The organism is Exiguobacterium sp. SH1S1 (genome assembly GCF_004337245.1).
GTDB lineage: Bacteria > Bacillota > Bacilli > Exiguobacteriales > Exiguobacteriaceae > Exiguobacterium > Exiguobacterium aurantiacum_A.
This window is the reverse complement of the sequence record NZ_SJUZ01000017.1, coordinates 1-8305: the sequence shown is the minus strand read 5'-3', so window position 1 is coordinate 8305 and position 8305 is coordinate 1. Positions and strand designations below refer to the sequence as shown.

The following is an 8305-nucleotide window of genomic DNA, read 5'->3' as shown; positions in this document are numbered from 1 at the left end:
TCTTCCAGCATACGTAGTGCACTCAGTTTTTGTTCAATCGAATGCCGACTTCTCGCCATAAAAAAACACTCCCCAATAGATAAACAGATTTGTTATTTCATCTGTCTACCTATTGGGGAGCATATCACTTCTCGCGGTGGGGTCTCGTTTATTTCTGGGCGACGAAGAAAATTCGTTCGGCGTTTCGGCCCGGAGCTTGATCCGTGAAGTCGGCCGTGACCGATTTCACGTGGAAGCCGGCACCGATGAGCCATTGCATATACTGCCCTGGCTCATACGTCCGCTGCTCGTGCGTCTCTTCGACGCGTTCGTACGTGCCATCCTCGAGCGCGACGAAAAACGTCAAATCGTGGATGACCGAGAGCGGCTTCTCGCCCGGGTCAGCGAACCAGATGTAAGAACAGTCTTCCCCGTTCGACGCGTACGTCTTCTGGTTGAAGAGCGTCTCCATCTTGTTCGATGAATGGACGTCAAAGATGAACGTCCCGCCCGGCTTCAGTTGCTCATATACCGCCTCGAACGTGTCGACGACGTCGGCCTCGTCTGCAAGGTAGCAAAGCGAGTCACAAAGGATCGTCACGGCATCGACCGGAGCCGGCAGTTCGAGCTCACGCATGTCTTGTTGCCAGAGCGGCAGCGTGACGCCCGCTTCAAGCGCTTTCTCTTGGGCGACTTCGAGCATTGACTCAGATAAGTCGAGACCGATCGTGTCGTAATGCTCGGCCAGCCGAATCGTCGCTGAGCCCGTCCCGCATCCGACGTCGGCAAGCGATGCACCGTCCGCGACGTGGCGCCGCACGAACGCGACCCAATCCGCGTACGGGGCATCTTTCATCAACTCATCGTATACGTAGGCGAACCCTTCGTACGTCATTAGCCGACTTCCACGTCGACGTGCGGCGCGTCAGCCCATAATTTTTCAAGGTTGTAGTAGTCACGGTCGTCACGGTGGAAGATGTGGACGACGACGTTTTCGAGGTCAGCGAGCACCCAACGTGCCGAGTCCATACCTTCGAATTTTTTAAGCGGCAAATCGTTCTCGCCCGCCACGTCTTTGATTTCACGTGCGATCGCTTCGACTTGCTTCTCAGAGTTACCGTGGCAGATGACGAAATAATCGGCGATCGGTGAGATACCTTCCATGTCGAGGACGACGATGTCTTCCCCACGTTTATCGTCAACAGCTTTTACAATCAATTCAAGTTCTTCTTTTACAGTCATATAGACCCTCCTAAGGTGTGTTCAAATAATAGTTATATGTCGTAATCGTCTGCGGGAAAATCCGCACCGACTTCTTCAATAAATAGTTAATCGTATGGCGCAGTGTCGCGACGACGGCCGCTTCAAGTGAAACGTCTGCCAAATCGCGCAACACGTCGACACCGGGATACCGACGATTCGGTTCAATCGCATCCGCGACAAATAAAATTTGATCGAGGCGCGACATGCCGGGTTCGCCGGTAGTGTGGTTTTTGATGGCCGATATGACTTCAGCGTCGAGGTCGTAGGCGCGGTCTAACAAGACCGCTCCGACCGGCGCATGAAGCAGTTCGTCATCAAACTCGAGCAACAACGGGTCGAGATGCTCGTCTAAGACGATTTGACGCATCTCGTCACGGTCATGGTACTTCGCATAATCGTGCAACATTGCCGCGAGCCGGGCCTGGTCTACGTCCTCTCCGTACGTTCGGGCGAGACGTTCTGCCGTCTCGACGACACCGAGCGTATGGATGTACCGTTTCTCAGGCAACGTTCGTTCAATCAATGCCTGTGCCTGTTCATACGTCATACAAATCGTGCTCCTTGATATAAGTTTCGACTTCACATGGGACGAGATACGTGATCGACTTGTTCCGTTTCGCACGTTCCCGAATGTCGGTCGACGAGATCTCAAGCTGCGGCATGTCGATCGTACGGACGTCAGCTCGGCTCGGGATTCGGTAGCGGCTCCCGGGCCGGGCGACCGCACCGAACGTGACGAGCGTAGTCAGCGTCTCATAGTCGTGCCACTTCTCGAGCGCGTCGAGTGAATCGGCCCCGATCAAGAAGAAGAACGTGTCAGCCGGATACTGTTCCCGCAACCGTTTCATCGTCTCGACCGTGTATGACGGTTCAGCTCGTTCGAACTCGATCAAGTTGAGCTTAAAATCCGGGTGACCGGAGATGGCCCGCCGCGTCATCTCGATCCGGTCGTCCGCCCGGCTGAACCCGGCCTTATGGGGCGGGATCGCTGCCGGTAAGAACCAGACCTCGTCGAGCTCGAGTTGTTCTCTCGCCTGCTCGGCGATCAACAGATGACCGAGATGCGGTGGGTCGAACGTGCCCCCCATCAGCCCGATGCGACTCATGGAAGCTTGATTTGGCGATTCTCTTTCTCTTTCGCCTGTTTGTACAAGACGATGACTTTTCCAATGACTTGAACGACTTCTGCCTTCGTTCCTTCAGCCAACTCTCCAGCCACGTCTTTCGGCGTGTCGAGACAGTTTTGAAGAACTTGGACTTTTAACAGTTCACGCTTTTCGAGCGCATCGCCGATGTCTTTGCACATCGCTTCACTGACGCCGTTTTTTCCGACTTGGTAGATGGCCGAGAGGTTGTGTGCCTCGGCGCGTAAAAATCGCTTTTGTTTACCTGATAACATTATTTTTATTCCTCCAATAAGCTTTCAATTAACTTCATTCCGACAATTTGATCCGGTTTCACACCTGTCCAGCGTTCGAACGCCAACGCTCCCTGCCCGACGAACATGGCAGTCCCGTTCACGGTTTTACCGCCTCGGATTGTGGCATCGCTTAAAAACGGTGTGACGAGTGGACGATATATGATATCACAAATGACGGTGTTTTGTCGTAATCCATTTAACGGAAGCGGGGATTGTACTCCATCCATGCCGACCGATGTCGTTTGGATGATGACGTCGTAGCGGGCGACGTCGACATCACCGAGCGGTTGTGACTCGATGCCGAACGTCTTCGCGAGACGCTCGGCCCGGTCGATCGTCCGGTTCGTGACCGTGACGTTTCGGGTCGGCAACGCGCTGATGATCCCGCGGGCCGCTCCACCCGCCCCGATGACGAGCACACGACCAGACCAGTCGGTGTACGGGTCGAGTGCGGTCACAAGACCGACGCCGTCCGTGTTCGCGCCGATCAAACGGCCGTCCCGCTTATAGACGGTGTTGACGGCACCGGCCGACTTGGCTGAATCCTCCAAGTCGTCTAACAACGGGATGACCGCTTCCTTGTACGGGATCGTGACGTTGAACCCGTCATAGTCCCCGTCCCGCATCGCCTGAAACAACGGGGCGAGCTCGTCCGCTGTGACGTCGAGCGCGTCATACCGCCCGAAAAGCCCAGACGCTCTCAGCCACTGCTCGTGCAGGGAGGGAGAGAGCGAATGAGCGATTGGGTGACCGATGACGGCCAGTCTCATACGAGCGCCTCGCGTAATGTGACGACGACTCCTTTTGGTGCCCAAGCGGCAATCCGTCCACCTTTTCCGTGGATGGCGACCCAACCGAGTCCGCTAAAGACGATATCCGTCTTGACGCCGTCACGGAGACTAAATTCATGACGCACGAGCGGCGGCAACAATTGCAACGTCTTCTCGTTCGGCGGGTTAAGCATTTTGCCGATATGGTTTTCATAAAGCTCATCTGCTTTGTCGAGCTTCGTCCGGTGTGTCTTCAACTCGTTCGACATGTAGACGACGAATGAACGTTTATTGCCTTCCAGATAATCGAGACGAGCCAGACCACCAAAGAAGAGTGTTTGCTGCGGGTTCAATTGGAACACGTGCGGCTTGATCTCTTTTTTAGGTGTGATCGTCTTCAAATCGCGCGCGTCGACGTAATGCGCCATTTGATGGCGGTTGATGATTCCTGGCGTATCGTACAGGTTCGCATCATCGTCGAGCGGGACGTCGATCAAGTCGAGCGTCGTTCCCGGGAAATGACTGACGGTGATAATCGCTTCATCTTCAGCACCGAAGCGCTTGATGATTTGGTTGATGAGTGTCGATTTCCCGACATTCGTACAACCGACGACGTAGACGTCTTTCCCTTTGCGATAGTACTCGATCTTCTCTGCTAGTTCGTCGATGCCGTGACCTTTTTTAGCGCTGATCAAATGGACATCGACCGGCGTCAAGCCAAGTTCTTTCGCCTCGGTCTTCATCCAGTTCGCCATACGGTTCGGGTTGACCGACTTCGGCAGTAGATCGACTTTGTTCCCGACTAACAAGACATCGTTCGATCCGACCGAACGTTGAAGTCCCGGGAGCCAGCTTCCGTTGAAATCAAAAATATCGACGATTTTGATGACGAGCGCTTCTTTGGCGCTGATCCCGTTCAAGATGCGCAAGAAGTCATCGTCCGTCAATTCGACGTCTTGGATCTGGTTGTAATGCTTCAATTTGAAGCAGCGTTGGCAAATGACGATCTCGCGATCCAGTGCCGATTTTGGTGCATAACCGACTGCTGTCGGGTCTTCTGTTTGAATGAGAACGCCGCAACCGGCGCAATAACGTTTCGTTTCTTCCATATTCGTATGTGCTGTCCTTTAAGTTTCCTCTTCTTCATTCTTCGTAGCGCCTCGCCGCTACTCCTGAAGCGTTAATTCCGACGTCTTACGCGCCGTACAAGACAGCCTCCTTCTTCCTATGCGTTCGAGGCCCTTATTTATCTTTTTTATGTGAATCTTCTGAACGTGAGTGCATCGCCTCGCCGATCTTTTCAGCGACGGCCACTTTGGCCCGCTTCGCATCGACTGCGATTTCCTCCACTTTTTTCGTGATCAACACGTACTTCCCGCGACGCTTCATATGCGCGAATACGACTTTCTCCAGCATGCGATTGAACTTCGTGACGAGACCGTCCGTCTTGACGACAGGCTGCACGTGAACGACGTGAATGCCTGCCATATTGGCGCCGAGCACGTCGGTGAAGATTTGATCGCCTAAGAAAATCGCTTCTTTGGTTGAATAGCCGTACTTGGCAAGTGCTTGCTTGAACCCAGACGGCAACGGTTTTTTCGCACGCGCCACATAATGAAGACCGAGCGGTTCCGTAAACGTGCGCACGCGGTTCTCGTTATTATTCGAGACGACGATGACATCGAGTCCATGTGATTTCACTTTCTCGAGCCATAGCAAAAGAAGCTCAGGTGCGTGCGGGACGTCCCAGGCCACGAGTGTATTATCAAGGTCCGTCAAAATGACGCGGACACCACGGTCTTTCAAGTCTTCAAGGTCGATGTCAAATACTGACGCGACGAACTGTTTCGGATAAAGTCGATTAAACACGTTTGTATTCCTCCAATTAGCTAAAGCGATTCAACAGCTTATACAAGTATTGATATCCCTTCTATGTTATACGAAAACCGGCCAAACGACTAGTGTCTCGTTTGACCGGCCAGAAAATTGTTGTCTATTCACTTACCAGTCAAGCGTTCGATTGAATCGAACCGATGACTTCACCGAGCCGGACCGGACCAATTTTCGCCGGGTCGATGACGACACGATCTTTCTCAAAACAGAGGATGACGGTCGAGCCGAACGAGAAGTAACCGACCTCGGCCCCTTTATCGACACGTTCGCCGTCATGGGTCCATTCGATTGTATTGACGTTCAAAGCGCCGACCATGATGTGCTCGTAACGTCCGGCCACGCTCTCAAAGCGTGTGACACGGCGATAGTTACGTGACAACGGGCGGACCGTCTCCGTCAAACCGAGTTCATTCACCGGCGCCGAACGGTCGCCGAGCTCGTAATGGCTGAGCACTCGGCCTGCGAGCGGGACATGGACACGGTGGTAGTCACGCGGGCTCAAGTAGAGCACGCAAACCGTCCCGCCGGCATACCGTCTCGCCTCTGACTGTGAACCGAGCATCTCGGCGAGCGTATACGACTGCCCCTTCACTTCAAACCGACTCTCGTCTGTTATGGCGGACACGATCGACAGTTGTCCGTCGCACGGTGATACGACCGTGTCCGTGTTTGCATCGATCGGGCGCGCCCCGTCTTTCAAGTGGCGCGTGAAAAAGGCGTGCAGACTCGGATAGGCGTCGATCGGCTCTGCCGCTTCAGCGATATCGATTTGATACGTTTTCGCGAACGACGGGATGAACGCGCGGCTCGCTTTCGACTCGGCGAACTGACGGAGCCGCTTGGCGATGAACGGTGTCGCATTCAATTCAAACAACGTCTGATACAAGCGGCTTTTGATCACTGTGCGGCCTCCTCGTTTTTAAAGAACGTTTCGTATTGTTGTTCCGAGACGGCCCCTTCGACACGACCCGTTTCTTGACCGTCTTTAAAACGAATCATCGTTGGTGTTCCGTTAATGCCATAAGTCGTCCAGACGTCATGATCGGCCAAGTTGATCGAGACCGCGTCATACTCCTCGATGAGTGGTTCGACATACGGTTTGACTTGCTCACAATATTCGCAACCCGTCTGCCAGAAATAGACGACGACCTCTTCTTCTTCGTCAATTTTCTGTTCGAGCTCGTTCGCTGACACGGCGTTGACGCCGGTCTCTTCATTCGCATTATTCAAGAAGAATAAGAGCGCGATCCCGATCACGATGATGGCACCGATGATGGCGAACGTAATGAAGTTGGCGCGTTTGGCACTGTTTTTCATGGTCGATCCCTCCTAAATGTGTATAAAAAGAACTGACTCGGATATGAGCCAGTTTGGTTGTGGACGTCTTACTTTTCTTGGGCGACGTCGTTGATTCCCATGTCTTGGTTAAGTGTATCCAAGAGCGCGATAAAGATTGTGATGACCACGCCAAAGGCTGTTGCGAGCACCGCATTGAACGTCACGCCATCGACAGCTGAAATGATAAAGACTGCTGTATTCGAAAGCAAGATCGCCCAGAACAATGTGACTAAGTAACGCATCGAAAGTCCCCTCCATCTCACAGATGATTCATAAAATTCCATACGGCAATAGTATATCATTGTTGCTGCACAATATGCGACCTCGATTGTATATTCTTTCCGTCGAAACGTGAAATATGGTACGGTCAGAGAAATAGTACACAATGTAGAAAAGAGGATGACTTATGTCACGTTATTTAATCGCAGTCGATTTAGACGGTACGTTGTTACGAGATGACAAGACGATCAGCGAACGGAACATCCGCGCTCTTCAAGCGGCTCGTGATGCCGGCCATGAAGTCATGATCGCAACAGGACGGCCCCATCGCCACTCGATCATGTATTATGAACAACTCGGCTTGACGACGCCTTTGATCAATTTCAACGGAGCGCTCGTCCATCACCCGAAAGATACGTCCTACGCGGTCACACACCGTCCGATCCCACTTAAAACAGCACACGACATCATCGAAGAAGTATCGGAGACGAAAGCACACAACATCGTCGTCGAAGTGACCGACCACGTCTATTTCCATAAAGATCCGCAAGAATTTTACGGTCCTTACGCCGAACGGGCACTCAGCGTCACGTCGGGTGACTTGCTCAAGCACTTGCAAGACGAGCCGACGTCGCTTTTGATCCACGCGACGAAAGAACACGTCGACAACGTCCGGGCCAGCTTGAACAAAGTGCACGCTGAAGCCGTCTTGAACCGTCAATGGCGCATGCCCGAGCATATGATCGAAGTCATGAGCCAAAATACATCGAAGGCGCTCGGCCTTCGCGAAGTATCGAAGCACTTGAACATTAGCCGTGAGAACATCATCGCTTTCGGCGATGAAGAGAACGACCTCGAAATGCTCGACTACGTCGGCACGGGCGTCGCGATGGGCAACGCCATCAGCCAGCTCAAAGTCGTCGCCAACGAAGTGACCGCTTCGAACATGGATGACGGGATTGCCATCTACCTCGAAGAGAAATTTGGAATCAAGTCATAACCAAAGCACCGACTGATCCACAGTCGGTGCTTTTTGTGTTCGATCACTGCACCTAGTTAAATAAAGCGCAGTGAACTACTCACCACTTGTTTGCTTCGCAACTTGAAGTGGGAGCTTCTTGGGAAGACCGTGCTTTGACCAGCCACGGTTGTGGACCAAGCTCGTCGGGCAGTCCCTGCCCTGGGGTGTTTCAGTCCGCGAGGCGCAACAGGTTGAGGCTCGCGTTGACGTCGCGGTCGTGGTGTGTGCCGCAAGCGGCGCATGTCCACTCGCGGACGTGCAGGTCCTTCTTGCCACCGTTCTCGCCGCAGGCCGAACAGACCTGGGTCGAGGCGAACCACGGGTCGGCCTTGATGAACGTCCGTCCATAGAATCTCGCCTTATATTCCAGCTGGCGGACGAACTCGCCCCATCCGGCGTCCC

General features: G+C 53.3%; 13 protein-coding genes. 1 reads left to right on the top strand and 12 read right to left on the bottom strand.

Going from position 1 to position 8305, the window contains the following annotated elements:
• Positions 1 to 148: 148 nt before the first annotated feature.
• The 11 genes from EVJ23_RS14950 to EVJ23_RS14900 form a co-directional block, all read right to left on the bottom strand.
• Positions 149 to 874 carry a class I SAM-dependent DNA methyltransferase gene (locus EVJ23_RS14950; RefSeq protein WP_131466592.1) on the bottom strand — a complete coding sequence of 242 codons (726 nt, stop codon included), beginning with the start codon at positions 872 to 874 and terminating at the stop codon, positions 149 to 151.
• Positions 874 to 1221, bottom strand: a complete 348-nt coding sequence (gene rsfS / locus EVJ23_RS14945; RefSeq protein ID WP_070327814.1) for a ribosome silencing factor — start codon at positions 1219 to 1221, stop codon at positions 874 to 876. The genes EVJ23_RS14950 and rsfS overlap by 1 nt, the downstream gene beginning before the upstream one ends.
• Before the next feature lie 10 nt (positions 1222 to 1231).
• Positions 1232 to 1789, bottom strand: coding sequence for a bis(5'-nucleosyl)-tetraphosphatase (symmetrical) YqeK (gene yqeK, locus EVJ23_RS14940; protein ID WP_070327815.1), 558 nt, complete (start codon positions 1787 to 1789; stop codon positions 1232 to 1234).
• On the bottom strand, positions 1779 to 2348 hold the full coding sequence (locus EVJ23_RS14935) for a nicotinate-nucleotide adenylyltransferase (RefSeq protein ID WP_070327816.1): 570 nt from the start codon (positions 2346 to 2348) through the stop codon (positions 1779 to 1781). Before EVJ23_RS14935 ends, yqeK begins: the two co-directional genes overlap by 11 nt.
• Positions 2345 to 2641: a ribosome assembly RNA-binding protein YhbY gene (yhbY, locus tag EVJ23_RS14930; protein WP_016508126.1), complete on the bottom strand. Its 297-nt coding sequence runs from the start codon at positions 2639 to 2641 to the stop codon at positions 2345 to 2347. Before yhbY ends, EVJ23_RS14935 begins: the two co-directional genes overlap by 4 nt.
• Before the next feature lie 5 nt (positions 2642 to 2646).
• Complete coding sequence (gene aroE / locus EVJ23_RS14925; protein ID WP_071399265.1) at positions 2647 to 3432, bottom strand: shikimate dehydrogenase; 786 nt, start codon at positions 3430 to 3432, stop codon at positions 2647 to 2649.
• Positions 3429 to 4541 (bottom strand): ribosome biogenesis GTPase YqeH, encoded by a 1113-nt coding sequence (gene yqeH, locus EVJ23_RS14920; protein ID WP_016508207.1) that lies wholly within the window; start codon positions 4539 to 4541, stop codon positions 3429 to 3431. Before yqeH ends, aroE begins: the two co-directional genes overlap by 4 nt.
• 133 nt (positions 4542 to 4674) lie before the next feature.
• Positions 4675 to 5301, bottom strand: a complete 627-nt coding sequence (locus EVJ23_RS14915) for a YqeG family HAD IIIA-type phosphatase (RefSeq protein WP_070327818.1) — start codon at positions 5299 to 5301, stop codon at positions 4675 to 4677.
• A 139-nt stretch (positions 5302 to 5440) separates the two neighbouring features.
• The gene (locus EVJ23_RS14910) at positions 5441 to 6226 is read right to left on the bottom strand and encodes a phosphatidylserine decarboxylase (RefSeq protein ID WP_083273994.1); all 786 of its coding nucleotides are present in this window, start codon (positions 6224 to 6226) and stop codon (positions 5441 to 5443) included.
• Positions 6223 to 6642 (bottom strand): thioredoxin family protein, encoded by a 420-nt coding sequence (locus EVJ23_RS14905; protein WP_071399264.1) that lies wholly within the window; start codon positions 6640 to 6642, stop codon positions 6223 to 6225. The genes EVJ23_RS14910 and EVJ23_RS14905 overlap by 4 nt, the downstream gene beginning before the upstream one ends.
• A 68-nt stretch (positions 6643 to 6710) precedes the next feature.
• Positions 6711 to 6905, bottom strand: coding sequence for a YjzD family protein (locus EVJ23_RS14900; protein WP_070327820.1), 195 nt, complete (start codon positions 6903 to 6905; stop codon positions 6711 to 6713).
• A gap of 164 nt (positions 6906 to 7069) precedes the next feature.
• On the opposite strand from EVJ23_RS14900, the gene EVJ23_RS14895 reads away from it, so the two are divergent.
• On the top strand, positions 7070 to 7882 hold the full coding sequence (locus EVJ23_RS14895; protein WP_070327821.1) for a Cof-type HAD-IIB family hydrolase: 813 nt from the start codon (positions 7070 to 7072) through the stop codon (positions 7880 to 7882).
• Positions 7883 to 8072: 190 nt separating this feature from the next.
• Here EVJ23_RS14895 and EVJ23_RS14890 read toward each other — a convergent pair.
• A partial coding sequence (locus tag EVJ23_RS14890) for a zinc ribbon domain-containing protein (RefSeq protein ID WP_131466590.1) occupies positions 8073 to 8305 on the bottom strand: 233 nt, incomplete at its 5' end.

Excerpts from the sequence above, each read along its gene's own strand:
- EVJ23_RS14895 (WP_070327821.1), top strand. The coding sequence starts at position 7,070 with ATGTCACGTTATTTAATCGCAGTCGATTTAGACGGTACGTTGTTACGA.
- yqeK (WP_070327815.1), bottom strand. The coding sequence starts at position 1,789 with ATGACGTATGAACAGGCACAGGCATTGATTGAACGAACGTTGCCTGAG.
- EVJ23_RS14950 (WP_131466592.1), bottom strand. The coding sequence starts at position 874 with ATGACGTACGAAGGGTTCGCCTACGTATACGATGAGTTGATGAAAGAT.
- EVJ23_RS14935 (WP_070327816.1), bottom strand. The coding sequence starts at position 2,348 with ATGAGTCGCATCGGGCTGATGGGGGGCACGTTCGACCCACCGCATCTC.
- EVJ23_RS14905 (WP_071399264.1), bottom strand. The coding sequence starts at position 6,642 with ATGAAAAACAGTGCCAAACGCGCCAACTTCATTACGTTCGCCATCATC.
- EVJ23_RS14900 (WP_070327820.1), bottom strand. The coding sequence starts at position 6,905 with ATGCGTTACTTAGTCACATTGTTCTGGGCGATCTTGCTTTCGAATACA.
- yqeH (WP_016508207.1), bottom strand. The coding sequence starts at position 4,541 with ATGGAAGAAACGAAACGTTATTGCGCCGGTTGCGGCGTTCTCATTCAA.
- rsfS (WP_070327814.1), bottom strand. The coding sequence starts at position 1,221 with ATGACTGTAAAAGAAGAACTTGAATTGATTGTAAAAGCTGTTGACGAT.
- yhbY (WP_016508126.1), bottom strand. The coding sequence starts at position 2,641 with ATGTTATCAGGTAAACAAAAGCGATTTTTACGCGCCGAGGCACACAAC.
- aroE (WP_071399265.1), bottom strand. The coding sequence starts at position 3,432 with ATGAGACTGGCCGTCATCGGTCACCCAATCGCTCATTCGCTCTCTCCC.